General features: G+C 57.7%; 21 protein-coding genes and 5 pseudogenes. 10 read left to right on the top strand and 16 right to left on the bottom strand.

Going from position 1 to position 22,903, the window contains the following annotated elements; all coding sequences use genetic code 11:
• Nucleotides 1-292: 292 nt before the first annotated feature.
• The 7 genes and pseudogenes from FQ755_RS29770 to FQ755_RS29745 all read right to left on the bottom strand — a co-directional run.
• A pseudogene (locus FQ755_RS29770) lies at nt 293-538 on the bottom strand (transposase domain-containing protein); the annotation flags it as partial.
• Between the two features lie 160 nt (nt 539-698).
• Nucleotides 699-1,706, bottom strand: a complete 1,008-nt coding sequence (locus tag FQ755_RS29765) for a tyrosine-type recombinase/integrase (RefSeq protein WP_144159450.1) — start codon at nt 1,704-1,706, stop codon at nt 699-701.
• Nucleotides 1,699-2,649: a tyrosine-type recombinase/integrase gene (locus FQ755_RS29760; protein ID WP_144159447.1), complete on the bottom strand. Its 951-nt coding sequence runs from the start codon at nt 2,647-2,649 to the stop codon at nt 1,699-1,701. The genes FQ755_RS29765 and FQ755_RS29760 overlap by 8 nt, the downstream gene beginning before the upstream one ends.
• Nucleotides 2,646-3,554, bottom strand: coding sequence for a site-specific integrase (locus FQ755_RS29755; RefSeq protein WP_260858916.1), 909 nt, complete (start codon nt 3,552-3,554; stop codon nt 2,646-2,648). Before FQ755_RS29755 ends, FQ755_RS29760 begins: the two co-directional genes overlap by 4 nt.
• Nucleotides 3,555-3,631: 77 nt before the next feature.
• Nucleotides 3,632-3,901: a phage integrase SAM-like domain-containing protein gene (locus FQ755_RS38390; RefSeq protein ID WP_260858915.1), complete on the bottom strand. Its 270-nt coding sequence runs from the start codon at nt 3,899-3,901 to the stop codon at nt 3,632-3,634.
• 179 nt (nt 3,902-4,080) lie between these two features.
• Nucleotides 4,081-4,944 (bottom strand): annotated as a pseudogene (tnpC, locus tag FQ755_RS29750) (IS66 family transposase); the annotation flags it as partial.
• Nucleotides 4,945-5,309: 365 nt separating this feature from the next.
• The gene (locus FQ755_RS29745) at nt 5,310-5,528 is read right to left on the bottom strand and encodes a hypothetical protein (RefSeq protein WP_090696066.1); all 219 of its coding nucleotides are present in this window, start codon (nt 5,526-5,528) and stop codon (nt 5,310-5,312) included.
• Between the two features lie 206 nt (nt 5,529-5,734).
• Between FQ755_RS29745 and FQ755_RS29740 the strand changes: the two are divergent.
• Nucleotides 5,735-6,214: pseudogene (locus FQ755_RS29740) on the top strand (IS21 family transposase); the annotation flags it as partial.
• A gap of 120 nt (nt 6,215-6,334) precedes the next feature.
• Here the strand turns inward: FQ755_RS29740 and FQ755_RS29735 are convergent.
• Genes FQ755_RS29735 through FQ755_RS29725 form a run of 3 tightly spaced genes read right to left on the bottom strand, consistent with a single transcriptional unit; the run spans nt 6,335 to nt 9,535 of the window.
• Entirely contained in the window at nt 6,335-7,342 is a 1,008-nt protein-coding gene (locus FQ755_RS29735) for a tyrosine-type recombinase/integrase (protein ID WP_144159444.1), read from the bottom strand.
• Complete coding sequence (locus FQ755_RS29730; protein WP_144159441.1) at nt 7,335-8,294, bottom strand: tyrosine-type recombinase/integrase; 960 nt, start codon at nt 8,292-8,294, stop codon at nt 7,335-7,337. Before FQ755_RS29730 ends, FQ755_RS29735 begins: the two co-directional genes overlap by 8 nt.
• Nucleotides 8,291-9,535 carry a tyrosine-type recombinase/integrase gene (locus FQ755_RS29725; RefSeq protein ID WP_144159438.1) on the bottom strand — a complete coding sequence of 415 codons (1,245 nt, stop codon included), beginning with the start codon at nt 9,533-9,535 and terminating at the stop codon, nt 8,291-8,293. Before FQ755_RS29725 ends, FQ755_RS29730 begins: the two co-directional genes overlap by 4 nt.
• Nucleotides 9,536-9,683: 148 nt before the next feature.
• Here FQ755_RS29725 and FQ755_RS38385 point away from each other — a divergent pair.
• Nucleotides 9,684-9,914: pseudogene (locus tag FQ755_RS38385) on the top strand (IS21 family transposase); the annotation flags it as partial.
• A 70-nt stretch (nt 9,915-9,984) separates the two neighbouring features.
• Here the strand turns inward: FQ755_RS38385 and FQ755_RS29715 are convergent.
• From FQ755_RS29715 to FQ755_RS29705, 3 genes are read right to left on the bottom strand one after another with little or no spacing between them, the layout of a single operon-like run.
• Complete coding sequence (locus FQ755_RS29715; protein WP_144159434.1) at nt 9,985-10,980, bottom strand: tyrosine-type recombinase/integrase; 996 nt, start codon at nt 10,978-10,980, stop codon at nt 9,985-9,987.
• Nucleotides 10,973-11,914, bottom strand: coding sequence for a tyrosine-type recombinase/integrase (locus tag FQ755_RS29710; RefSeq protein WP_144159431.1), 942 nt, complete (start codon nt 11,912-11,914; stop codon nt 10,973-10,975). Before FQ755_RS29710 ends, FQ755_RS29715 begins: the two co-directional genes overlap by 8 nt.
• The gene (locus FQ755_RS29705; RefSeq protein WP_260858914.1) at nt 11,911-13,152 is read right to left on the bottom strand and encodes a tyrosine-type recombinase/integrase; all 1,242 of its coding nucleotides are present in this window, start codon (nt 13,150-13,152) and stop codon (nt 11,911-11,913) included. Before FQ755_RS29705 ends, FQ755_RS29710 begins: the two co-directional genes overlap by 4 nt.
• 132 nt (nt 13,153-13,284) lie before the next feature.
• Between FQ755_RS29705 and FQ755_RS29700 the strand changes: the two genes are divergently transcribed.
• The 3 genes from FQ755_RS29700 to FQ755_RS29690 are packed head-to-tail and all read left to right on the top strand — an operon-like array spanning nt 13,285 to nt 15,105.
• Entirely contained in the window at nt 13,285-14,130 is an 846-nt protein-coding gene (locus tag FQ755_RS29700; protein WP_260858913.1) for a Mu transposase domain-containing protein, read from the top strand.
• Nucleotides 14,117-14,884: an IS21-like element helper ATPase IstB gene (gene istB / locus FQ755_RS29695; RefSeq protein ID WP_090696068.1), complete on the top strand. Its 768-nt coding sequence runs from the start codon at nt 14,117-14,119 to the stop codon at nt 14,882-14,884. The genes FQ755_RS29700 and istB overlap by 14 nt, the downstream gene beginning before the upstream one ends.
• Nucleotides 14,881-15,105, top strand: a complete 225-nt coding sequence (locus FQ755_RS29690) for a hypothetical protein (protein ID WP_090686545.1) — start codon at nt 14,881-14,883, stop codon at nt 15,103-15,105. Before istB ends, FQ755_RS29690 begins: the two co-directional genes overlap by 4 nt.
• 122 nt (nt 15,106-15,227) lie before the next feature.
• Here the strand turns inward: FQ755_RS29690 and FQ755_RS29685 are convergent.
• From FQ755_RS29685 to tnpA, 3 genes and pseudogenes are all read right to left on the bottom strand, one after another.
• Nucleotides 15,228-15,716, bottom strand: a pseudogene (locus FQ755_RS29685) (IS66 family transposase zinc-finger binding domain-containing protein); the annotation flags it as partial.
• A gap of 79 nt (nt 15,717-15,795) precedes the next feature.
• The gene (gene tnpB, locus FQ755_RS29680) at nt 15,796-16,149 is read right to left on the bottom strand and encodes an IS66 family insertion sequence element accessory protein TnpB (protein WP_060859133.1); all 354 of its coding nucleotides are present in this window, start codon (nt 16,147-16,149) and stop codon (nt 15,796-15,798) included.
• Complete coding sequence (gene tnpA, locus FQ755_RS29675; protein ID WP_144159428.1) at nt 16,130-16,618, bottom strand: IS66-like element accessory protein TnpA; 489 nt, start codon at nt 16,616-16,618, stop codon at nt 16,130-16,132. Before tnpA ends, tnpB begins: the two co-directional genes overlap by 20 nt.
• A gap of 623 nt (nt 16,619-17,241) precedes the next feature.
• On the opposite strand from tnpA, the gene FQ755_RS29670 reads away from it, so the two are divergent.
• From FQ755_RS29670 to FQ755_RS29650, 5 genes are read left to right on the top strand one after another with little or no spacing between them, the layout of a single operon-like run.
• Nucleotides 17,242-17,781: a DDE-type integrase/transposase/recombinase gene (locus FQ755_RS29670; RefSeq protein WP_144159425.1), complete on the top strand. Its 540-nt coding sequence runs from the start codon at nt 17,242-17,244 to the stop codon at nt 17,779-17,781.
• A 36-nt stretch (nt 17,782-17,817) separates the two neighbouring features.
• Complete coding sequence (locus tag FQ755_RS29665) at nt 17,818-18,558, top strand: hypothetical protein (protein WP_144159422.1); 741 nt, start codon at nt 17,818-17,820, stop codon at nt 18,556-18,558.
• A complete protein-coding gene (locus FQ755_RS29660) occupies nt 18,522-20,534 on the top strand; it encodes a Mu transposase C-terminal domain-containing protein (protein WP_144159419.1) in 2,013 nt (670 codons plus the stop codon). Before FQ755_RS29665 ends, FQ755_RS29660 begins: the two co-directional genes overlap by 37 nt.
• Before the next feature lie 17 nt (nt 20,535-20,551).
• The gene (locus FQ755_RS29655; RefSeq protein ID WP_144159416.1) at nt 20,552-21,571 is read left to right on the top strand and encodes a TniB family NTP-binding protein; all 1,020 of its coding nucleotides are present in this window, start codon (nt 20,552-20,554) and stop codon (nt 21,569-21,571) included.
• The gene (locus FQ755_RS29650) at nt 21,568-22,809 is read left to right on the top strand and encodes a TniQ family protein (RefSeq protein ID WP_144159412.1); all 1,242 of its coding nucleotides are present in this window, start codon (nt 21,568-21,570) and stop codon (nt 22,807-22,809) included. Before FQ755_RS29655 ends, FQ755_RS29650 begins: the two co-directional genes overlap by 4 nt.
• The last annotated feature ends 94 nt before the right edge of the window (nt 22,810-22,903 follow it).

Here is a 22,903-nt window from a genome sequence, read left to right as displayed (position 1 = left end):
CCGACATGCCAGGCACCAACGTCTCTCTGATCACCTGCTGCTTGAATTTTCGCGCGTACGTGCGACGGGGATGGGCTGCGCCCCCTGCGTTCGACATGGCTGACTGGCTCCGTTGATCTGAACGCCCTCATCATGCTTTGGAAAAGTCAGCATGGCGAAACGGTCGGGCCGAGCCGCTTACGATAACTCTCAAACCAGAATGAATGTAGATACCGCCCGGCTATCGATTCGATCCCCTGCATCGTAAGCGCGAATTAACGCACACCGCAATGAGCCGGCGCGTAGGGCTAGATCATGCAGGAACTAATGCGTCGCGCGGCTTGGCAACGTTGAACGGCAACAGATCGCTGATATCGGCATCCGCTGCACGCTGCGGTAGTTCGGTCAGCACGCGAAGCAGATAGGTATACGGTTCGACGTTGCACGCGCGGCACGTGAGCATCAGGCTATAGATGATGGCGCTCGCCTTCGCCCCGGCGACGGTGTCACTGAACAACCACGCTTTTCTTCCGGTCGTAAATGGCCGGATGTCCCGTTCTTATCCACTTAACCGAATTATGCAGAGTCCTACTTTCTGCGCCTTGACGTCAGTCGTGCGTCCGACCGCCCTGGGGCCGGACGTCTCTCTTGAGGAGCTTCAGCAACGCGATACGTTCATGCTGTACGGTTAATGAGGGCGACCCACGAAGCAAGCATAATCATAGTCCGTCAAGAAAGGCGAGAATGTCTTTCGGCGGACAAAACCGGTGCTGTTTGAATTGCGGTGCTTGAATGGAGTTCAGTGCCCGCTGTTTCATGGCGAGATCGGCTTCGATGTACATATGGGTGGTGGCGGTACTTTCATGGCCAAGCCACAAGGCAATCAACGTGACATCTACACCAGCTTGAAGCATGTGCATGGCCGTGGCGTGCCTCACGATATGTGGAGTGATGCTTCGGGTCTTGAGTTGCGGACAGCGGATTGAAGCGCCAGTCGCAGCGAGCTTAAGTCGATCTGTTACGCCGGACCGGGTCATCTGGCCGCCAGCACGGTTGGGAAAGAGCCATTGATCCGGATCTGGATTAATCTGGTGTAGCCAGCGCCGAATTTGTTTCGCGGTACCAGCCCACAGTGGCACGGTTCGTTCCTTTCGTCCCTTGCCGTGCAGGTTCACGCAGGCGCCGCGGTCCAATACTACATCCCTGACACGCATGGCTGTAAGTTCAGAGACCCGTGCACCCGTGTTGTATAGCGTAGCCAGCATAACTTGGTCGCGCTGACCGCACCAGCTGGTTGCAGGAGGAGCTCCAAGGATGCATTGCATTTCTTCTCGACTGAGGAACCCGACCATGGGTCTGTCGAAGCGTTTCATGGGGATGGCCAGCACACGCTGAAGCCCCGGCAGCGCCAAAGGCTCCTGTAAAGCTGCATAGTGAGCAAAAGACCGGATCGCAGCTAGCCGCGCGTTCCGGCTGCGGATCGCGTTGTGACGGGTAGTCTCCAGATATTTGAGGAAAGCAAGAATCAGCTCTGCATTGAAGTCGGCTAGCCGGAGCTTATGTGGTGACTTGTTCAAGTCATTCTCCGCGAAGCTGAACAGCAACCGGAAGGTATCGCGGTAGCTGGCCACAGTGCGAGGACTGACGTTGCGCTGCTCGATCAAACGGTCCATAAAGAACTGTTGAATCAAGGTCGAAAACCGTACTGCTGGATCGGAGCTAGTCATTTGAAATCTCCCGTGCATAACGTTCGAAGCGTTCAGAGACTGAGGCCATCAGTTCAGGGACGGTGCTGACATACCAATAGGTGTCAGTGACGCGAACATGCCCCACATAAGTGGATAACGATACGATTGCGTTATCGACATTGATCTTGTGTCGATACCAGCGAAGCAGGCAGTTCGTGATAAACGTATGCCTAAGATCGTGGATACGTGGTTCCGGGTAATCGCCTCGGGCAATCCAGCCAAGCTGTCTGCGCAAGTTGCAGAAGGTCTCCTCTGCATTCCAGATCTTCAGGGCGCGTCCCCACGGAGACAGGAAGAAGTTGTTGTCCATTGCGACCGGGAGAAACTTGTCGCGTTGTCGCGCGTAACATCGAAGAGCGGTGATGGTCGTCGCATGCAAAGGCACAAGACGGGATTTGCGGTATTTGCTTTGGCGAACGACCAACATACCGTGCTCAAGCAATACGTCCGCGCGCTCAAGTCGCAGCGCTTCCGAAATTCGCATGCCGGTAGCGGCAAGTAGGCCAAAAAGTGTTTCGTAAGTTGCTGGCCGTAGTCCGCCTGACGGACGCAGCTGTCCAGCTGCAGCTAAGAGCGCCTCGATTTCCTCATCGCCGTAGATATGAGGCGCCGGTCGGCGATGGGTAGAGCCCAGCAGCTTGGTCGGCGGGACTTGTGTGGCGGGATCGAACTGCTGAAGATACCTGATGAACGGACGGAGCACTTCAATCCGCTTCGCTGCGGTAATTGGCTTGGGAGAGTCGGAATCCCGGGCCCAGCGTAACGCGAGTTCCAACGTTACCGGGCCCTGGTGGCAGCCATTCTCGGCGAACCGGGCAAACGCAAGTAGTTGCGTCCCTTGGCTCTTCAGCTTGAAACCGAGTTGCCGCCTGGCATAGAGATAATCCTCTACCCGGGTAGTCATCAAACACAAGTGATTCATGATCTGCTCCCGGGCCAAGGGGAGACCACCGCCGCGAGTCTGCGGAGATCGACCTTTGCGTAAATCATGGTGGTATTAATGCTGCGATGGCGCAATACATCCGCGATGTCCTTGAGAGAAGCACCATTGCCCAGCATGCGACTGGCTGCGGTGTGCCGCAGTAAATGAGTACCCATGGACGAGCTCGGCCAACCGCATCGGGCATAGGCCAGCCGGATCGCGCTGCATACAACAGCCGGGGTGACCGGCCGGTCGAACGGGGCTCGATGTCGCACGAACAGCGCACGACTAGAGGTCTGGGGTCGACCGAAACGCACGTAATCGAACAACGCGCGCCCGGTCTGTACAGGCAGCGGCAAAAGATCCGTACGCTTGCATTTGGTTGCCCCGATGCGCAACGTTCCCTCATGCCAATCAACGTCTGCGAGTTGCAGTGCGGCCACCTCTCCGACGCGCAACCCTAGATCTACCAGCAAACGCGCCATGGCGTAATCTCGCCGGCCAGACGCCGTCTGTGTGTCGAAAGCACTTAGGAATTGTGCGAGTTGGGCTTGCGTCAGTAATTTGGGCAAGCGAGCCATTGACCATACCGCTACCTTTGGCACAGCGGCGATTAATGCCTCCGTATGGTCGCCACTGAACTGACGGAAACGCAGATACACGCGCACGCTGCTTGCGATGGTACCGGCGCTCGCCGGGGTGTGGCCCTTACTCCTCTCGACGACGAAATGCAGCACGTCGGCCGGTTTGATTCGACGCATGTCAATGCGGTGACCACCAAATTGATCGACTAGAAAGTCGCACGCGCAGTCGCGGTGGTTGCGGCGGGTGCTCGCGGCAAGACCACGGATCTCGTCAAGATAAACGTCAAGGCGGTTTAACTCGTCGGCGATAGTACCAGGCAACCGAAGCGGCGGTGGTCGGATACAACCGTTCGCGCGAAGCACCTTAAGCAAATGTTTGAGCGCTGCCCGCGTGAAATTTAATGCACACTTCCTTCGCCGGGACAGTCGCAGTTCGGCAAGTGCACGGAGATAAATTGCCGTACCAGATTCTCATCGATCTGATCGAGCCTGATTCGCTTTCTGGTGAGCCAGCGCGAAAAGTGCGCGACGCTGGCAAGGTAATGTCCGATGGTGTGAAGGGCATAGCCGTGACTTTGAAGGTAGCCGACGTACGCCTGACGACTCGCGGCAAGAACACTATCTTCGAGCAGTTGCCACGATCGAACTCCGAGCTGGTCCTCTTCCATGGTAGCTCTCCTCTGAGACAATCGAGTCTCTCAGAAAAGCACCATTTATTATGTTCAGCAAGAGCAACCCGCCATGCACTGCAACAGACCAGCGCAGCGTGCGGTACGCTACGGGCTCGGGAGGAGCCCAGCATAATTCGGTCACGTGGATAAGAGCGCCTATGGATTCGAATCCATAGGCGCTCGAGCACGTTGTTGTCGATGGGAGCATGGCCATCCTCGACGTAGCGCCGCAAGTACTCCCATTGATTGCGCGTGTAGCTGATGGCCTTGCCGGTCAGGCTTTCAGGCAGCACCTGTGGCGCCTGCTCATCGAGCCAGATTTTGAACGCCTCCAGCAGTGGCAGGCTGTGCGTCTGGCGTAGTCGGTATGTATAGTCGGCACGGATTTGGCCCTCGGGTAACTTACCGCGTGCGAGGGTCTCGACCTGATACAGCGCCTTGAAGTATTCGAGTGCCTTGCGCGCGCGACCGTCGGGTTTCTTGAGCGCCTTGTACGCCTCGTCAAACGCCCGGCGCGCATGGGCCAGGCATCCGAGATGCGTGACACCTTCGAGCGTGCGCCACGCACTGTAGCCATCGGTCATTAACGTGCCGGCATAGCCTTTCAGGAAGGCCTGCGGATACTGTTGCCCACGCCCTGGCTGGTATTCAAACAGCACCACCGGCTCGGCACATGCTTCGGCGCTGCGGTAGACCCACATGTACGACTTGCTCTGCGCAGTCTTGCCGTCCTCCTTGAGCACCTGCACCGTCGTCTCGTCGCCATGGATCAGCGACTGCGCGAGCAGCGTGCCGCGCAATGCCTCGTACAGCCGGGACAGGTGCAGTTCGGCAGGCCGGATGATCCAGTGCGCCAGCGTGCCACGACTGACCGCGATGTTCGAGCGGCCCAACGCATCTTCCATGCGGTAGAGCGGCGTGCCATCCGCGTACTTGGCGGTCATCACCGTGGCGATCATCGCCGGACTTGCGTTGCTGCCCGGCAGCGGCTGCGCCGGCATGGGCGCGATCACGATGGGCGTGTGCTGTGAACGGCGGTCGAAATCCGACGTTAAACGGCGGCGTCAGTCAGGAATTCGGAATGTTTTCTAGTCTTCCGGGCTAATCCGAGATGACTGATACGGGTGGCGCTGAGGTTATGGGACGCATCGAAAGGAGCCCGTAGGGCGAGAGCAGATGCGTCCCGGCGGGAGCCGGTTCAGGAAGGGGTGACGCAGCAGGCCTGATGCGGTAAAAGAGGATTTACCGCCGAAGAAACAGGCCCGACACCGGCGCAAACCGCCAAGTTCAATCCGGTGTCGAGCCCAGCACGCGCACGACAGGGTGCGGGTGTGCCCAAGTATGGCACTGCCCATGAGCTCTGTCGATATCGCATCGGCATTGACAGGGATTGCCGGTGCCGAGCTCAGCCCGCCTCTTTGTCTGCGCCCGTTGCCGGGCGCAGGTCATCGTTTGCCGCCGTTGCGACCGCGGCCAGATCTATTGCGACGGCGACTGTTCGTTGCTCGCCCATCAAACCAGCATGCGTGTGGCCGGTCAACGCTACCAGCGCACCCGCCACGGTCGCTTTGCGCACGCCGAACGGATGCGCCGCTATCGCAGCCGCAACAATAAAGTGACGCATCAGGGTTCCGCTGAGCCTGCCGCCGATGCTTTACTGAGACCGACTTCGACGACATCGGCCACAGCAGCGGTATCCACGCACACCACACCTGTGCCTGAGCATTGCCACTTCTGCCACTGCGTCTGTGCGGGCTTCCTACGCTTGGGTCCACTTCGCCGTCGGGTCTTCCGTGACGTTCGGACTGCTACTCACTACACAGGTGACCCATGACCATCGGAGTCGAACTCGAGGCGCAGATCCTGCGCTACTACCACGTTGAGAAGTGGCGTTGCGGCACCATCGCGCGCCAGTTGCACGTGCACCGCGGCACCGTGCAGCGCGTGCTCGCACAGGCTGGCCTGCCACGCATTGGCGCAGTGCTGCGACCCGCGCAGATCGATGCCTACCTGCCGTTCATCCATGAGACGCTGAAGAAGTTTCCCTCGCTCACGGCGAGCCGGCTGTATGCGATGGTCAGCGAGCGCGGCTACCGGGGCAACCTCCACCATTTCCGCCACCAGGTGGCGTTGCATCGCCCACGGCCTGTTGCCGAGGCTTACCTGCGCCTGCGCACGTTGCCTGGGGAAGTCGGCGAGTGCGACTGGGCGCATTTCGATCGCCTGCAGATCGGGCGTGCGCGCCGGCCCCTGATGGCCTTCGTGATGGTGCTGTCGTGGTCACGTCAGATCTATCTGCGCTTCTTCCTGTCATGCTCTTATGTGCATGACAGGAATTATGCGAAGCGACGGCTTATGCGAAGTTGTATAGCAGTGAAGTCAGCCGACACGGCACCGCTGTGCCGAAGACGTGTCGGCCGATTCGCATAATCAGAGGCCCTTCAGAAAGCGCAGCAGGGCATCTGGCGGTCGGTAGCGTTTGCGTCCGAATTGCGGCGGCTCGAGCTTGGCCAATGCCTGTTCCTTCATCGTCAGATTCGCCTCCACATACATGTGGGTTGTCGCGCAGCTCTCGTGGCCAAGCCACAACGCGATCACGCCGATGTCAACGCCAGACTGGAGCAGGTGCATTGCCGTGGAATGCCTCACCGCGTGCGGCGATACAGCGTCAGGTTGGAGATCTATCCCTCGTTGCGCCATTGCGTCCCGCGCGGCCAGGTGAAGGCGCTGAGCCGCGTTTGCGCGGGTCATATGCCGGCCGTCGCGCGTGGGTAACAGCGGTGCATTCGCGCCGGGTTCGCCATTCATGCGCAACCAGGCGCGAACCTCCCGAGCGGTTGTCTTCCACAACGGCACCGATCGCTGCTTGCGGCCCTTGCCGTGCAGGTGCACGCAAGAACTCTCACCCAGAACCACGTCACCAACATGAATGCCAACGATCTCCGACACGCGTGCCCCGGTGTTGTACAGCATGGCAAGGAGTAGCCGATCACGCTGACCAAGCCATGAAGTTGCCGGCACATCGATAATGGCCAGCATCTGCTCGCGAGTGAGATATCCCAGCATCGGCCGTTCGTAGCGTTTCATGGGCACGGCCAGCGCCTGTTCGACCAGGTGCAGGCTCGTGACATCGCGCCTCGCGGCGAACCGCAGGAATGAGCGGATCGCAGCCAGGCGAATGTTACGGCTGCGCACACAGTTGCCGCGCTCCTGCTCCAGGTGATCGAGAAACTCGGCGATCAAGCGGTGGTCGAGGTCCGCCAGCCGCAGCGTCGTGGGCGGCTTGCCTAAACGCCTTTCCGCAAATGCCAGGAGCAGGCTAAACGAGTCCCGGTAAGACGCGACAGTGCGTGGACTCAACGCCCGCTGGTTCGTCATGTACTCGGTGAAAAACTCCTGAACGAGGGCGGGAAAGGAAGCGGGGTCTGACTTACGCATGGTTAGCCTCCTTGCCCAGAGCGAAGCGCTCGAACTTGATGCCTACCTGCTCCATGAGCTGTGGCGTACCGGTCAGGTACCAATACGTGTCGGAGATCTTGGCGTGGCCGAGGTAGGTGCACAGCCAGAAGAGACACTGGTCCATCGTGGTGCCGTCTTCATGCCACCGTTGCATGCGCCTGACGGCGAACGTGTGCCTCATGTCATGGATGCGAGGCATCGGATGCCCACCGCGAGGCACCCAGGCCAATTTGCGGCGCAGGAGTCCGAAGGTGTGGTTGACGATCGATTGAGTAAGCGGGGTTCCTGCCTGACTCAGGAAGAAGGCCATGCCGGCAGTACGTGGCACGGTGCAATCGCGAATGATCTCGTACTCCCGCAAGGCTTGCACCACGCTGGCATGCAAGGGTAAGCGGCGCGACTTCCGATACTTCGTCTGCCGAATAACAAGCCAGCCGTTGCGCAAGTCGACGTCGTCGGCTTGCAGGTTGCGTGCCTCCGACACCCTCATCCCGGTCGACGCAAGCAGTCCGAACAACGTCTGATACGTGACGGGTCGCAGGCTGCCGATCGGTGTCAGCTGGCCTGCTGCCTGCAGCAAGGCGCCGATCTCGTACTCGAAATAGATGTGTGGCGCTAGCCGTTGATGGCCCCGTCCAAACGTGAAAGCATCGGGAACGACCGACTCTGGCTCGAACTGCCGGTAGTACTTCGAAAACGGCCGCAGGACCTTCAACCGCCGGTGCCACGTCGCCGGGCCGCAGGCCAGCACCCCGTCTTGTGCCCAGTCGAGCTGGAGGTCGAGTGTCAACGGGCCCCGATGGCCACGGGCATCCGCGTAACGCGCGAATCGTAGCAGTTCGCTGCCGCAACGCATCTTGAAACCGAGTCCGCGGCGCTCATCCAGATACCGTTGCACGGTAGCGAGCATGGTGGTGTTGTCAATGCTCATGACGCGCTCCCCGGCCATGGCATGGCAACTTCAGCAAGGCAGGAATTGTTCACCTTCGCGTAGATCATCGTGGTGTTGAGCTCGCGATGACGCAGGATGTCGGCCACGTCCTTGAGCGTTCCGCCATGATCGAGCAGGCGTTCCGCGAGCGTGTTGCGCAACGCGTGCGCCCGCACTGGAGGTAGCCCGCAGCGTTGAAAAGCCTCGAGAACGACACGTCGCACCGTTGCCGCCCCGACCGGTTGCTCCACCGGGGCTCGACAGCGCACGAAAAGGTGACGACCTGCGCATGAAGGCCGCTCATGTTGGAGGTAGGAGGCAATCGCACTTCCTGTGCTGTGCGGCAGCGGCAGTATGTCGACTCGGCGCGACTTGTTCCTGCACAGCCTCACGGTGCCGCTCTTCCAGTCGATGTCATCGAGGCTCAGGTCAACGACTTCGCTGGATCTCAGACCCAGGTCCACGAGACACCGGACCATCGCGTAACCGCGCCGCGCCGAAGCAACGCCCGGGCCGAAGGCACCGAGCAGTCTGGTCGTCTCGGCCGCCGTAAGCGTTTGTGGTAACGGTGCCAGTCGCCAGTTCGGCGGGCGAGCGATCGCCGAGATCAAGTGATTCACAGCGTCGCCGTGTGTGGCGCGATACCGGAGGTAGCTGCGCAGCGCGCCGGCCAACGTTCCGGCGCTGGCGACACTCCATCGCTGAAGCATCTCGGAGAAGAACTGGCGCAGATGATCTGCAGTAAGCGGTAGCAGATCGGTTCGATCGGCGCTCACGCGCTGCTCAATGAATGGCCGCAAGGTGCGCAGGCGCAAGGCACGCGTGGTCGGAGCGAGCCCTCTTGCCAGGCGCATATAGTCGTCGTAATGCCGCAACTCCTCGTCAACGATGTCATTGCGTCCCTCGGTGATCGGGATGTCTTGCTCGTGAAGTAGTGCCCTCAGATGCGCTAGTGCTGCATGATGATGCCCCCGATCACGAGACACCTCTGGCGGACAACAGCACTTGGCGAGATGTCGGTCAAGGAAGAGTTCGAAACGCTCGACTGACGCGATTGCGCCACCGGGACGTCGCTGCGCCCAATGCGCAAAGTGGGCCAGGCAGTACGTATAGGAGCGCACAACCTTGCTGGCATAGCGACGCTCCACCAGTCGCTCCCGGAACGGTTGAACGAGTTCGGCGATGTTGCTGCGGAGCAGCCATGAAGTTGCTGCTGGACGGATTGAAGCGAGTGCATCCATAAAACCTCCTGTGGTTGGATTGCCACTGGAGGACACCACTTACGTAATGCGAAGTCCATTGCTGCATCGCCATCATCGATCGTGCGTTGCACAGGGCTCGGAAACTCCGCTGGAGCCCCCACTTCGCATAAGCCGTCGCTTCGCATAATTCCTGGATGCGCGCATGGACAGCTTCCTGGCGGGTCACGCCGGCGCCTTCGCAGCATGGTCCGGATTACCCAGGATCATCAAATACGATAATCTGCGCAGTGCCGTGCTCGAGCGCCAGGGCGACGCGATCCGTTTCAATCCGCAACTGCTCGCGTTCGCCGCGCATCATCACTACGAACCTCGTCCCGTGGCCATCGCCAGAGGAAACGAGTATGGTGTGGTAAAAAAAATGTGCTGGTCGATACCCGACGAGGCCAAGGCAGCCTCTTTGCGGGAATCGAACAGCACATATTATTCGGCTACAGGGTACGGAGGAAGGCCATCAGGTCGGGCTGATCACGCCATTGTTTTTGTACTTCGGCATTGCCTTGCACTTCGCATGTCGCCAGCGCCCGCGCCTTTGTTTCCAGATTGATCTCGGCATAGATGTTGGTCGTCTCCAACGACACGTGCCCAAGCCAGCCGCGTATCGTATTGATGTCGACACCGGCCTGCAGTAGTAGCGAAGCGGTTGTATGCCGAATCACATGTGGGTGCACATTCTTGCCGGCGAGTGACGGCGCGCTGGCTGCAGCACGAATAGCGCAGCGCTTCACCAGAGCATGAATGCCGGAGCGCGTCATCGTCTGATGGAACCGGTTGAGGAACACAGGTTCGGCCGCGGCCCTGCCTTCAGTCTGTGAGCGCAACGCCTCGATTGTGGATTTCCAGAGCGGGCAGCGGCGATGTTTGTTCCCTTTGCCGACGATGCTGGCCGAACGCGTGTGCCAGTCAATGTCGCCAATCCTAAGTTGCGCGGCTTCGCTTGCGCGCGCTCCTGAATTAAACATGAAAAGCAGTAACGCATGTTCGCGCTGCCCCTGTACTGTATGCATGTCAGAGGCTGCAAGCAGGGCGTCCATTTCCTGCCTGCTAAGGTAGCTGATCTCCGGCCGACTGGTTCTCTTGACGGGAATCAGATGAATCTGTGCCCACCAGTCGACGTATTCCGGTGCATGTTCGCCGATGAAACGAGCCAGCGCATGGATGCCGCCGAGCCGCTGATTTCGTGTGCTGACCATACAGTGGCGCTGTTCTTCCATGTGCGTCAGGAACAGGCGGACCATTTGCGCGGAGAGATCATCCACGCTCAGGCGATCGATCCGTTTGTCGACCTTGGCGGCCAGATACGGAAGCAACAGCATGAGCATGTCGCGGTAACTTTTTTGCGTATTGATGGCAAGGTTACGTTCGCCCACCAAATACTCGATCAGGAACCGCCGGATCCACGGACCCAGCAAAGATGAGTTATTCATGGTGCACCTCAAGGAAGTAAGTTTCAAAGCGCGTGCCCGCTTCATTCAGCAACTCGGGCGTCAGAGTGAGGTAGCGCTGGGTGCTCGCGAGATCGATGTGGCCGAGATAGGTGGCCAGTTGCGGTAACAACAGTTGCAACTCCACGCCACCGCGATACCAGGCGATTAGCCGGTGCACTGCGCCTGAGTGCCGCAAATCATGCAGCCTCGGCTGGCAGGACGCACCGCCTTCGGGTTGGATGTTTGCCAGGACGCGCTGTCGCTGAAAGGCCTTGCACACAGCTTTCTGGGTCACAGGGCGACCATCGCGGAAACAGAAGAACGGCGCAACCGGTGCCTGCCCAAATCTCTGGTTGCGTTGCCGAGCATAGGTTCGCATCGCACTATTCAGATCTGCGCCTAGCGGAACCAGCCTCGATTTATAGAATTTGCTCTCGTGCACGTGCAGGACGGCTTCGTCGAGATTAACGTCCTGCATGGTTAGCCGCAAGGCTTCGCCATGGCGCAGGCAAGCCCCATACAGAATCAGAATGAGTGCACGCAAAACATATGCATCCAGCAGACCGTATGGACTGCATGCCGCCGGAGCCACGTCGAGCAGGCGCTTTAATTCCTGCTGCGAATAGATATAGGGTATCAGCGGTGGCGGCAATTCCGGACTGTAGGGAGAAAGTGGAGAAGCCGAGACATGCCCACGCGAGAGGGCAAAACGAAACAGGCAGTCAAGTACCGACCTTCTCTTGCGCCAATGGTTAGTCAGCGGCCTGTTGCCAGTCAGGAAGTCATGTACCTGCCTGAGCGTGACCGACGTCACATCAATGTTGCCATCAACCCGGCGGCAGAATGAGGCAAGCGTGGCCGCTTCGGAATCAAAGCGCATGCCCAACGCCCGTTTGTGGCTCACGTATTGGGCGACAAGTTCGGAGAGCGTCATAGCAAACTCCCCAGATCGATTTCGGCCACACGCCTCAGTCCGCTCAGGTCAACCTTCGCATAGGTTCTCGTCGACGAAGCGCTGCGATGGCCGAGATGATCGCCGATCTCCTTCAGGGCAAAACCAGCATCGAGTAAGTGCCGGGCATTGGCATGCCTCAGGCAATGTGCGCCACGCCGCGGGATGTCGATGCCAAGCACTGCGAGACGCGATCGGACAATGTCGCTTACGCGCGCAGGTGACAGCGGTCGGATCGGCGCCTCAACCGACAGGAACAGCTCACGATGAGCGCTTCGTGGACGCGCCTCCTTCAGGTAACGCAGAATGGCATTCCCAACTGTTGCCACCAGCGGATATTGCTGTGTGCAACGCTGCTTGGGACGATGGACATGAAGGATCTCGCCGCACCAGTCTATATCCTCCAGACGGAGCAGTACCACCTCGCCGCGCCTCAGTCCGTAGACAACCAGCAGCATGATCATTGCACGGTTGCGTAGATCGATCGCACTGTCGCCGACAAAACTGTCGACGAATCTTTGCACGTCCTCCCAATCTGGCCCGAGCGGCAAACCCTCCTCCCTATACACCACGGGTGCTTCAATGCCGCACGCAACGTTGGTAGCCCAGCCTTGTCCTTCTGCATACCGGAAGAAATTGCGCAGCGTGCTCGCAAGCGCGTGCAATGACACTCTGGACCAGCCATGGTTGCCCTGGTAAGCGAGGTAGGTGTCGACGTCGTGGATAGTGAGAGCATCAATTGCCCTGTCAGGGCGGCAGACCATCGCCAGAAAATGACCGATCTCATCACGACAGTTTGAAATCGTAGCAGGAGAGAGTCCTCGCTGGTCGCGCATGAAATCGACGTAGTGCTCGACATAGCGAACAAATGGTTCTCTCGTGGGATGCCGTTCCTCCAGACGCCCCAGAAAACACAGCCAGGCCGTGGCGGTATGGATGAACAGAAGCCGCGAGCTGCGGGACTCGTTCGTGCGCTCACTTCGAACAAGACGAATCCGGTGGTCAACCGCAAACGCGATTTCCTCGTGCGTTATTAACTGCGGGCGGGACAGATCCATGCTCTGCGAAAAAACCAGCAGGACCCACGCAATCTTGCGGATCGACTTAGGCGGATAACCCAGTTCCTGACAATGTACTAGGAAGCGTTTCCTGGATTCCACGCAGGGCGCGAGCGTGTGGGCAGCAAGAACATGCGGACGCGTAAAGAGAGTCTCAAACATGATATTCCCCAATGTTGATCAGCGGAATATCAGTATCAGCCTGAAATTATGTCGCCATGAACGCGTCAACCTGACAGGCAATACAGGGTCATTAAGAGGCACCGAGACATTTTTTTTACCACACCATACTCGTTGTTATGGGCTCGAGCCCATAACAACGAGAAGGGGCGCGTCGAGCGTGCCATCAGGTTTGTACGCGACGCGTTCTTTGCCGCGCGCAAATTCACTGACCTTGATGATCTGAACGCCCAGGCCGCACTCTGGTGCGCGGGGCCAGCAGCCGATCGCCCCTGCCGCGAGGAACCCACGATCACCGTGCGTGAGGCCTTCGCCCGCGAGCAACCCAGCCTGCTCGCGTTGCCGGAGAATCCGTACCCGTGTGAACTGCAACTGGCCGTGACGGTCGGCAAACAGCCTTATGTCCGCTTCGATCTGAACGACTACTCGATCCCGCATGCCCACGTGCGCCGCACGCTCACGGTACGCGCCGACCCCGGGCGGGTGCGCATTCTCGATGGCGCCGATCTGCTCGCGACCCATGAGCGCAGTTACGATCGTGGCGCGCAGATCGAGATCGCCGCACATCTGGACGCGCTCCTCGCCAGCAAACGCGAAGCGCGCCACCATCGCGGTCTGGACCATCTGGCCCATGCGGCGCCGGCCAGCCGGACCCTGATGCTGCGCGCCGCTGAGCGCGGCGCCAATCTGGGCAACATCACCGCCCAGCTGCTGCGCCTGCTTGACCGCTATGGCGCGGCCGAGCTGCAGGCGGCGATTGAGGAAACGCTCGCCAGCGATGCCGCGCCTCACCAGAATCCGGTCCGTCTGGCGCGCGAGCGTCGACGCGAAGCCCGCCAGGCACCTCCGCCGGTGACCATCAGTCTGCCCGAACACGTGCGCAACAAGGACACGCTGGTGACGCCCCACCGGCTCGACATCTACGATCAGCTCAATGGAGTGCACGATGAGCACGACTGAGAATCTGCAAAGCCGCGCAAACGCCTTGCGCCTGTACGGGCTGCTGACGCACTGGCCCGAGCTCGCCAATGCTGACTGGGTCGAACCGCTCGTGCAATGGGAGGAAGACGAGCGTGCCCGCCGTTCGCTTGAACGACGCATTCGCGACGCCCATCTGGGTAACTTCAAACCGCTGTGCGACTTCGACTGGGCGTGGCCTACGCGCTGCGACCGGCTCGCGGTCGAAGAGCTGATGTCGCTCGAGTTCGTCAGGGACTACGCCAACGTAGTACTGATTGGCCCGAACGGCGTGGGCAAGTCGACGCTGGCGCTAAACCTGGCCTACCAGGCGCTCGTGAACGGGCACACGGCGCTGTTCACGAGCGCCGGCCAGATGCTCGGTGAGCTCGCGGCGCTCGACAGTGACTCGGCCTTACGCCGGCGGCTGCACCGCTATACGTCGCCTGCGGTGCTCGTCATTGACGAGCTCGGATACCTGTCCTATTCCAATCGCAATGCCGACCTGCTGTTCGAACTGATCAGCCGCCGGTATGGAGTCGCGAGTACAGTCGTGACAACCAATCGACCATTTGCAGAATGGTCAGAGGTGTTTCCAAACGCCGCGTGCGTCGTCTCGCTGGTAGACCGGCTGGTGCACCGCGCGGAAGTCATCGCCATCGAAGGCGAGTCATACCGGGTGAAGGAAGCCCGTGAACGCGCCGAGCAGCGGGCAAGCAGGCGCGGTGCGGCACGCGGCGGGAAGACAAAACCATGAAGCCCCTTCATCAGCCTTCAGGTATCACCCACGGGCTCGAGTTCCTGATCGCCGAGAACTGGTCTGCTGATCAGGCGCTCGCTGTCGTCGAACTTATCGACGATCTCCGCGAGCGCATCGTCGGGCACTATCAGATTGCGCTCAACGAACTGCTGCGCGAACAGCGCTCGCCTCCTGGAAACCCTCACCCTCCTCGTGACAACGAGGCCGCCCCATTCTGACTAACGACCGGCACGCTCGACCATGGGCGCCAACGACTGACCACGGTTGTTGACGCTTTTACTCAACCTTGCGCCGCCGTTTAGTGTCGGATTTGCACCGCCGCTAACATGTGCTCCGCGTGGCGTTCGCAATGGCGGCACGCGTACTTGAAGCGCACGTGTTGCAGCACTGACGCCTTAACCTCGATATGCAGCTGTTCGCAGGTCTGCTCACCCATCCGGTGCATCGCACCCTGGCAGCACGGACAGACCTTCTGATCTTCGGGCAGGTCGTACTCGATACGCGTACGCGGCAGATCAGCCGGCAGCGGCTTGCGCCCCCGTTTCTGGTGGCCTGAGCCGTCTACGGCTGGCAGGCCCGTGTCGGGCAGCGCAAAGACGCCATCCGGATCGTCTTCAACGGGTTCAGCCAGGGCCACCTGCTCGGCTTCGTCGAACACTCGGTCTTTGAGTTTCTCGCTGCTCGGGGCGAAGCGCTTGAGTTGCGCGAGACGAAACAACTCCTCGAGCTGCTCGACGCGTTGAGTGAGTTGCTGGTTGCGGGCCTCAAGTTCGCGGATATAGGCGAGAACTTCGGACGGCAGACCGGCAGTGGGATCGTGTGCTGACATGACGCTCACGATAGCGAAACCGCGAGGCGAATGGGTTTACCGAATTTGTAACGCCGGTCCCGAATGTTGCATCACGACATCAGCCAGCGTGCCGATACTGCCGCGCAGGATGACGACGCACCGCATCGATGTCGATGCCCTCAAGTAACCAATGAAGCTGCTCGGTCGAGAGTTCCATCACCACCTGCTGCCGGCGCGGCCAGACGAAGCGGTCCTCTTCCAGGCGCTTCATCAGCAGCCAGAAGCCGTTGCCACCCCAGCCGAGTATCTTGATGCGATCCCGTCGCCGGTTGCTGAACGCGTAGAGCGCCGGCGCAAACGGGTCCAGCCCCATGGACTGCTCGACCAGAGCGGCCAGGCCGTTGATCGACTTCCTGAAGTCGACCGCCTCGCGATGAACGTACACCTTGAGTTTAGCGTCGAGCCTGAACATCGCAGCGCCCCAGTGTCTCGATCATCGCCGATACCAGCGGCGCATCCTGTCCGGTACAGTCCAGCCGAAGCGTCACGCCGTTGGGCATTTCCACCGTCAACTGCGAGCGCACGGGCGGGGGCGATGAGCGCGTGGGCTCGGAAGCCTTTACGGCGTCCTTGTGCTCAACCACCTCACGACGGCTGATCTCGACGACCGGCACGAACGCCGACGGCACGGCAAGCGGCGGCGCATTCTCGACAACTTCCGACGTCGCTGCCACGCCGTTGCGTTGTTGATGCAGCTTGATCCACCGGCGCAGCAAGTTAGCGTTCACGCCGGCCCTGAGCGCCAACCCGGCCACCGACACGCCCGGCTGCAGGCAGGCCTCAATAAGCCTGCGTTTGGATTGCGAGTCGTAGCGCCGCTTGCCGTCGCGACCTACGAGCGTAACGGCGAGAAGCGCCGCATCTGAATCGATCTGAGTCATGGGCTGTGTCCACTGTTAATCAGTGGACACAGCTTGCCTTGCTCTCAATTCGGGCGCTATGTGCTGATAAATTCGCGCTTACCCTGCATCGGCGAACACATACGGCAGTTCCCGCACATGTGAGCGTGCCGGTCGCGATTCATCGCCAACCCTGTCACTTGCGTACGCATCTCGGGCACCCGATCGAGCTGTGAAGACCGGGACGTAGCCCAGCATATCCTGGCTTTCGACTGCCACCAAAGTACTTACGAATCAAGCATTGTGCCGCGCTCCAACGTCCGGCGAGTGGCACAGATTTACACGATTCATTTCTAACATTTACGGATAATTCCAAAAGAATTGAAATACAGAAAATGAGTATTTATTGCAAAAAAATTTAACTCATCATATATTTAATGTAGCAACGAGAACTGATTCCCCCGCGCTTCTGGAAAACAACGAAGCTTTGGTCGACAATCAATCGCTTTGCCATGGAGCGATGAAGTTCATTTCGTAAGCGACGGACCCTGACAAGCATATCCTTCTCGGCATACTTTAGGATGACTTATCTACGTTCATCGCGAATCGTCTTTGACGTGACGACTGGCTCAACGCATCTTAACTGCAAACCACTGCACTGACCCATGAACAAAACCAATGTACTGCAGCGTTGCCTCACGGATAGAGCATCAGGTCATCGGCATGATGGCGAGGTCATCGCACCGGAGTCGAATTTGCGTTGGATATCGGATGGATTCGAATTGCGTTGCACAAATGGGGAAAGCATTTGTGTGACGTTCGCTATCGACGCCGATGACCGCGAAATCATTGGGTGGACGGCATGCAGCTACAGCGGGTATTTACTTGGAGTTCGTTGTCGGGACTTAATGCTCATGTGTGTAAAGCGCAGATTTGGACATCATCGAGCGCTGCATGCGGTCGAATGGCTCTCCGACAACGGGCACGCCAACACTTCACACGAAACAGTGGACTTTGCGATAAGCCTTGGTCTCGTGCTTTCGCTGCCAAGCCCCAGGCAGAAATATCTGGCCGAGTCGTTCGCCAACAGATTCCTGCGTAATTATGTCAACGCTCATGCCCGGCCCGATGCGGCAACCGTCCTTGGCCAGCTCGACAACTGGTTCGAAAACTACACCCAGGCGCGTACCCTCCCGCACCGTTGAGAAATCTAGGATCAGTCAGCGTATATGGCCTCAACCATGGAACTTGGCACAACACGTCCCCGTGATGGAATTATCGCCATAGAACTTCCCGAAGATGGAAGCAGTCCGATTCGCAAGATCATCAGCCGTTCTAACGCTCGGATAACTGGAAAGTATCCATCGTGGAAGATGAACAGGATGGTGCACTGGCGGTCGCGTGATCAGTTGAATAGCTATCGGCTACTTGACTCCCACCCCGCTGTTATCAGTTTCCACGAGCAACCACTACTTATTCATATGTCGTTGAATGGTGTGATGTACCCGCACTATCCAGACGTACTCGTCGAACTAAGCAACTCGCGTGAACTCTGGAGCATTCGGACCAATTCTGACGCACAAACATTGGAAACGCTCGCATTCGCTCGCCTGCTTCAGAACGAACTACCCCGGTTTGGTTTCACCCATCGTCTAGTGACAAGCGAAACATTAGCTGGAGAACCGCGCCTGTCTACGGCAATTATGCTGCTGCGGCACGGGCGTCAGCCTGTTACCTTGACCGAACGCGAGCACGTTCGTCACATTCTTGAGAAGGTCGGCTTTATAACGTGGGAAGCGGCACAGACCGGCCTGCTCGGCCTCCGCGGAAGGGCCATATTGGCTCGGCTTGCTCTGGAAGGCATTCTCCAATTGCATCCAGACGCCAGATTAGCACCGCAAACACGCTTCATCCCCGCACCGAACTCATCGCAAGGATCAGCGAAATGGGCACTTCCAGATTCCGCGCAGGCACACAGCTGAAGATCGATGGTAAAACCGCAACCTTGCTCAGAAAATTGAACGACGATCTCTGGCAGGTTGAAGATGAACTTTCGAAGCGAATCGCCGAGTACAAGCTGACTGCCCTGTACGGCCTCTACGAGTCTGGCAAGCTTGTCTTCGTCGATACGTTGCCCCCACTGTCGCGCAAGATTCAGGATAACTCTTCGCCGGAGAATGTCGGTAGCGAGGAGGCATTGGAAATGGCAAAAATACGACGGCTTTATGTCATCGCTGTTATTGATCTACCGAACAGTAAGGCTATCTTTGAAAACGCCATCAAAGCATTATGGATCCGCATAGAGAAACCGGATGCCGCACCAAGTTATATTTCCGTGTACCGCTGGAAACGTCGCTACCTTGAAGCTGGAAAGGATCTGAGATCTCTGATATCTCGGGATGGCATGAAAGGCAACACGCGAGATCGCTACCCTTCCGAGGTGACCACTGTCGTCGACGCTGCGATTAACGCCGTCTATCTTACTCTCGAACGCAACACCATCCAGGACACTCTGGATGAAGCCACGAATCGCGTCAAACAGGAAAACAATCTTCGGCCGAAATCACTTCAGCTTCCATTGCCTACACGTCGCCTGGTCAAGCGTATGGTTAGCGAGATACCCGCGTTCGATCGGTATGCGGCACGCCATGGTCGGGATGCGGCCGTGAAGATGTTCCGCGCTGTTCTAAATCAAAGCACCACCTCCGCCCCCCTTGAGCGGGCTCAAATAGACCATACGCCGCTAAACCTCGTCGTCATAGACGACGAAACAATGCTTCCGCTCGGCCGCCCGTTTGCCACGGCCTGCATTGACGACTTCACACGGTGCGTATTGGGTCTTTATATCAGCTTCGAACCGCCAAGCTATTTTACCGTCTCAAGATGCCTGAAGCAGGCATTCATGCCCAAAACCGAACTACTTAAGCAGTATCCAGAGATTCGGCACTCATGGGAAGCATATGGCGTCCCGATCGAACTGTTCGTCGACAACGGTCAGGAGTTCCATAGCATAAGTCTGGAGAATGCATCTCTTTCCTTAGGTATGGAAATTACGTACCAGCCACGCAGGAAAGCATGGTTGAAAGGCAAGATTGAAAGATTCCTAAAAACTTTCAATGAAGGTGTCTCACGAGGCGTCCCTGGGACGACGTTTAGTAACATCCTGGAGAAGGAAGACTATGACCCATCGAAGTTTGCCATTGTCCGATACAGCACACTCAAGAAAATCGCCTATCTCTGGATTGTGGACGAGTATCACCAGAAGCCCCATCGCTCAATAGGTGTACCTCCGTCGCTTATGTGGTCCAGCAGCATAAGGGACGATGACATTCCGCTGCCGGACAATCCCGCACGGCTTGACTTTCTGTTGGGCCAAAGCGAAACGCGGACTCTTTCCCATAAAGGAATTGAGTTGAATGGCCTCTTTTACAATTCGCCAGACCTTGTAGCATTGCGTCGCAGACATGGCGCCACGTTTCCAGTCGAAATACGCTGGGACAAGTCTGATCTCGGCCACATTACAGTCATTTCGCCCACGAACTCGGAATCCTTCAAGGTCCGTTGTTTGCAATATGAATACGCGAACGGCTTGTCATTTTATCAGCACAGAATCTGCAAGCGATTTGCAGCATCCAAGTGGGAGACTTTCGACCCGCATGCCTGGCTGGAAGCGAAATCGCGCATAAGGCAGATCGTCGAAGATGAGTTGATGTTCAAGAAGACTCGCAGTCGCGCGAAAATCGCACGGTACAAGAACATGGACGCCTCACCTACCCCGCCGGAAGACGATTCTAAATCCGCGCCAGCGTCTGCCGCAACTGCTCCGTCCATTCCGCCTTCAGGGCAGAAAGATGTATCTGTACCGCTCGAGCCCACGCCGCCAGCGACCAAGCCTGCCTCACCTAAACGCCGCATTGCACCGGTATACAGGGAACGGCACCCAAATTCAGATCACTAAAACTACCTGTATTTACAATGAAAAAGAAATCTGTGCCCAGGACGATCGTCGAAGACACCCTTGTCCCGCATGCCGCCTTCAACGGTGCCTTGCGGCGAATAGAGCAATGTTTTGCATATGCCGACAGCGCTAGAGAGCCTATATGTATCGCTTTGATAGGCGAAACACGGACTGGCAAGAGCCGAGCGATGGAAGAGTTCTCGACACGCCATCCTTCCATACGAAACAGCGAAGGGCTGTACATACCCATCCTGCGTGTGACGACTCCAGCCAAGCCGACCGTCAAGAGCTTGGTGGAGTTGATGCTGGAACGAATGCATGACGAACTTTCCGAAAGCGGAAGTGAAAACGCCAAAACCCGGCGACTAGTAAAGTTGATGGATGAATGCGGAACCCAGATGGTCATGATTGACGAATTCCATCACTTCGTGGACAAGGGTTCACATAAGGTCATACATGATGTCGCCAACTGGTTAAAGACACTTGTTGATCGAATACGATGTGTTCTGATTGTCGCTGGCCTCCCCACGTGTCAAGCCGTTCTTGAACAAAATGAACAGCTTGAAGGGCGATTTTGCGCACCAGTCATGATGCCTCGGTTTGAATGGAAAATCGACGAACATCGCGAAGAGTTTACCGCCATCCTTAGTGCGTTCCACGAGTCAATGAGCCGATACTTCGATCTCCCGGAACTTGACAACGCAGATATGGCCTTCCGCTGCTATTGTGCGACGGGAGGTTTGATGGGGTATTTAACCAAATTCCTACGGCAGATGGTGTGGAACGCGTTGGACTCTGGCAAAAAAAGGATCACATTGGGAGATCTTGCGGTAGCTCACGACGAGGCTGTATGGGCAAAGCATGGACCCCGAGATTTGCCGAATCCGTTCACGAAAAGTTTTCAATCAACGCCTAACGATGATCTGATTGAACGAATTCGAATGATTGGTGTTCCTTTAGAACATGACACTCAGAAAAGACGTCGTGTCAACCCCAAAAAAAATGTGAAGGTCACTGAAGTGCTAAGTACGGCATGATATTGGTACGCACTCCCTCGCACAAGGAGACTGAGAGCCTGCTGGGCTACGTTGTCCGTGTCTCCGAAACAAATGGATATGAAAGTCCGTGGAACATCCTCAATCGGCTCGGGATCGCTCAGGGAGCTATGAGTTCCGCTGGCTTTCCCACCCGGACGTTCGCACCGATTCTTGGTCGTGCTCCAGAAGCGCTGGACGATATTGCGTATTCGTTGCCCGCATCCGGCGACAGGGGCTTCAAGATCCTGAGTCATTCACTAGGTAGCGGCCTTCGGTATCGCCCTCTTAGACTGAAACACCCGGCCGCGTGCCCGGACTGCATCTCGGAGAAAGGTTTTGCTGAAGCATTTTTTGATCTGCGCATTGCCGTTGCCTGTCCGATTCATGGCAAGGAACTGCTATTCAGATGCGACGCCTGTCGAAACCCGCTTTCCATGTTTCGACCCGGCCTGCTTGTCTGCCAATGTGGAGCATCGCTAGCAGAGTCATCCCGACGGCCTGCAAGCGAGCAAACAGTCGCATTGATGGCTGTGTTGAAGGCAAAGCTCGAGGGTGCACGCATGACCGATCCCGCACCGGCGGGATTGCCTGCACAGGCGCTGCTCACGATGCCGCTCAGGGTACTGCTCCAGCATCTACCCAAGTTTGCTGCGTTTAATCGCAAGGGTGTACATGAAGACTCCCCTGAAATCGCGGACGGAATTGCTCAGGCGCTGGCGAATTGGCCTCGAGGGTTTCATGAGTTTCTGAACGACCTGTCCCGGACCGAACAGACGGTCGTATTCAGGAGGCGCTATGGAGCGTTCCTCGATCAATTCTTCTCCAGTCAGGAAGCTCGCAAGGAATTCAACTGGCTACACGAAGAGTTCCTTCAATTTGGTCTAACCTATGCAAACGATTCAATTGTTGATGCAAGATTCGCTCCGGCCAAGACGACTGAGCGTCGATTCATTTCTCTGACAGAACTTTCCAAACGTACCGGCCTGGATCGTCGTACGCTCGAATCATGGAACAGGAAGGGCATATTGCCGCTTCAGCGCGTCGGATCAGGCTCAAGCACCAGATACATCGCTGACGCCAGAGAGATCAGACTGCCACGCAACCTTCAGAAAACAGACCTTCTCGGTGAGCGCGCGGCTGCGGCGTATCTACAAATTCCAGTAAGCACCCTGTCCAGACTAAAGGGCACAGGTCACTACGAAGTTAAGGAAGGTCTGCATAAATCATGCAGGAATTGAGTTGCCAAATATGCCGTCGACTGCGACGATTTGGGCATGAGACAAGCTAATCTGGGATTGGATTTGACGACCAAACGAACGCGCAAGCGGGAGT

The organism is Paraburkholderia sp. BCC1885, from assembly GCF_900996235.1.
Lineage (GTDB): Bacteria > Pseudomonadota > Gammaproteobacteria > Burkholderiales > Burkholderiaceae > Paraburkholderia.
This window is presented reverse-complemented; position numbering and strand designations above follow the sequence as displayed.

Bases quoted from the DNA above. Each gene is read 5' to 3' on its own strand.
- FQ755_RS29765 (WP_144159450.1), bottom strand. From the start codon at position 1,706: ATGACTAGCTCCGATCCAGCAGTACGGTTTTCGACCTTGATTCAACAG.
- FQ755_RS29760 (WP_144159447.1), bottom strand. From the start codon at position 2,649: ATGAATCACTTGTGTTTGATGACTACCCGGGTAGAGGATTATCTCTAT.
- FQ755_RS38390 (WP_260858915.1), bottom strand. From the start codon at position 3,901: ATGGAAGAGGACCAGCTCGGAGTTCGATCGTGGCAACTGCTCGAAGAT.
- FQ755_RS29745 (WP_090696066.1), bottom strand. From the start codon at position 5,528: ATGCGTCACTTTATTGTTGCGGCTGCGATAGCGGCGCATCCGTTCGGC.
- FQ755_RS29735 (WP_144159444.1), bottom strand. From the start codon at position 7,342: ATGCGTAAGTCAGACCCCGCTTCCTTTCCCGCCCTCGTTCAGGAGTTT.
- FQ755_RS29730 (WP_144159441.1), bottom strand. From the start codon at position 8,294: ATGAGCATTGACAACACCACCATGCTCGCTACCGTGCAACGGTATCTG.
- FQ755_RS29725 (WP_144159438.1), bottom strand. From the start codon at position 9,535: ATGGATGCACTCGCTTCAATCCGTCCAGCAGCAACTTCATGGCTGCTC.
- FQ755_RS29715 (WP_144159434.1), bottom strand. From the start codon at position 10,980: ATGAATAACTCATCTTTGCTGGGTCCGTGGATCCGGCGGTTCCTGATC.
- FQ755_RS29710 (WP_144159431.1), bottom strand. From the start codon at position 11,914: ATGACGCTCTCCGAACTTGTCGCCCAATACGTGAGCCACAAACGGGCG.
- FQ755_RS29705 (WP_260858914.1), bottom strand. From the start codon at position 13,152: ATGTTTGAGACTCTCTTTACGCGTCCGCATGTTCTTGCTGCCCACACG.
- istB (WP_090696068.1), top strand. From the start codon at position 14,117: ATGAGCACGACTGAGAATCTGCAAAGCCGCGCAAACGCCTTGCGCCTG.
- FQ755_RS29690 (WP_090686545.1), top strand. From the start codon at position 14,881: ATGAAGCCCCTTCATCAGCCTTCAGGTATCACCCACGGGCTCGAGTTC.
- tnpB (WP_060859133.1), bottom strand. From the start codon at position 16,149: ATGTTCAGGCTCGACGCTAAACTCAAGGTGTACGTTCATCGCGAGGCG.
- tnpA (WP_144159428.1), bottom strand. From the start codon at position 16,618: ATGACTCAGATCGATTCAGATGCGGCGCTTCTCGCCGTTACGCTCGTA.
- FQ755_RS29670 (WP_144159425.1), top strand. From the start codon at position 17,242: ATGAACAAAACCAATGTACTGCAGCGTTGCCTCACGGATAGAGCATCA.
- FQ755_RS29665 (WP_144159422.1), top strand. From the start codon at position 17,818: ATGGAACTTGGCACAACACGTCCCCGTGATGGAATTATCGCCATAGAA.
- FQ755_RS29660 (WP_144159419.1), top strand. From the start codon at position 18,522: ATGGGCACTTCCAGATTCCGCGCAGGCACACAGCTGAAGATCGATGGT.
- FQ755_RS29655 (WP_144159416.1), top strand. From the start codon at position 20,552: ATGAAAAAGAAATCTGTGCCCAGGACGATCGTCGAAGACACCCTTGTC.
- FQ755_RS29650 (WP_144159412.1), top strand. From the start codon at position 21,568: ATGATATTGGTACGCACTCCCTCGCACAAGGAGACTGAGAGCCTGCTG.